At 47.3% G+C, this 319-nt stretch carries 1 pseudogene; it reads left to right on the top strand.

Annotated features, from left to right (window positions below):
* Positions 1 to 42: 42 nt before the first annotated feature.
* A pseudogene (locus AB4512_RS23015) lies at positions 43 to 319 on the top strand (2OG-Fe(II) oxygenase); the annotation flags it as partial.

Raw genomic sequence — 319 nt, forward strand, 5'->3', positions numbered from 1 at the left:
GTAATAGATTGGTCGCAAGCAAACAAAAGGAGCGAACATATTATGTTATCTAATCAACTAGAGCGCGCACGCGCCATCGATTTACCGACACGAGAAGCGATGCTTCAACGAGCTCCTTCTGTACAACAATTTTGGGACAACAATAAGGGCTTGTTCAGCGAGGCTTGGAAAGAATGGGAAGCAAGTGCGGAAGGCAGCCAATTGGATTTCGATGATTCGCTGTTAGATGCCCGCCTGCGTGAAGCTGTCAGAGAAGCTTGGCAAAATCCAACGAAAGAAATCGCGGTAAAAGACTTGCTCGAAGAGATCTCTCCTGGAG

Source organism: Vibrio sp. 10N.222.52.B7 (assembly GCF_041474275.1).
GTDB classification, from domain to species: Bacteria; Pseudomonadota; Gammaproteobacteria; order Enterobacterales; family Vibrionaceae; genus Vibrio; species Vibrio crassostreae_C.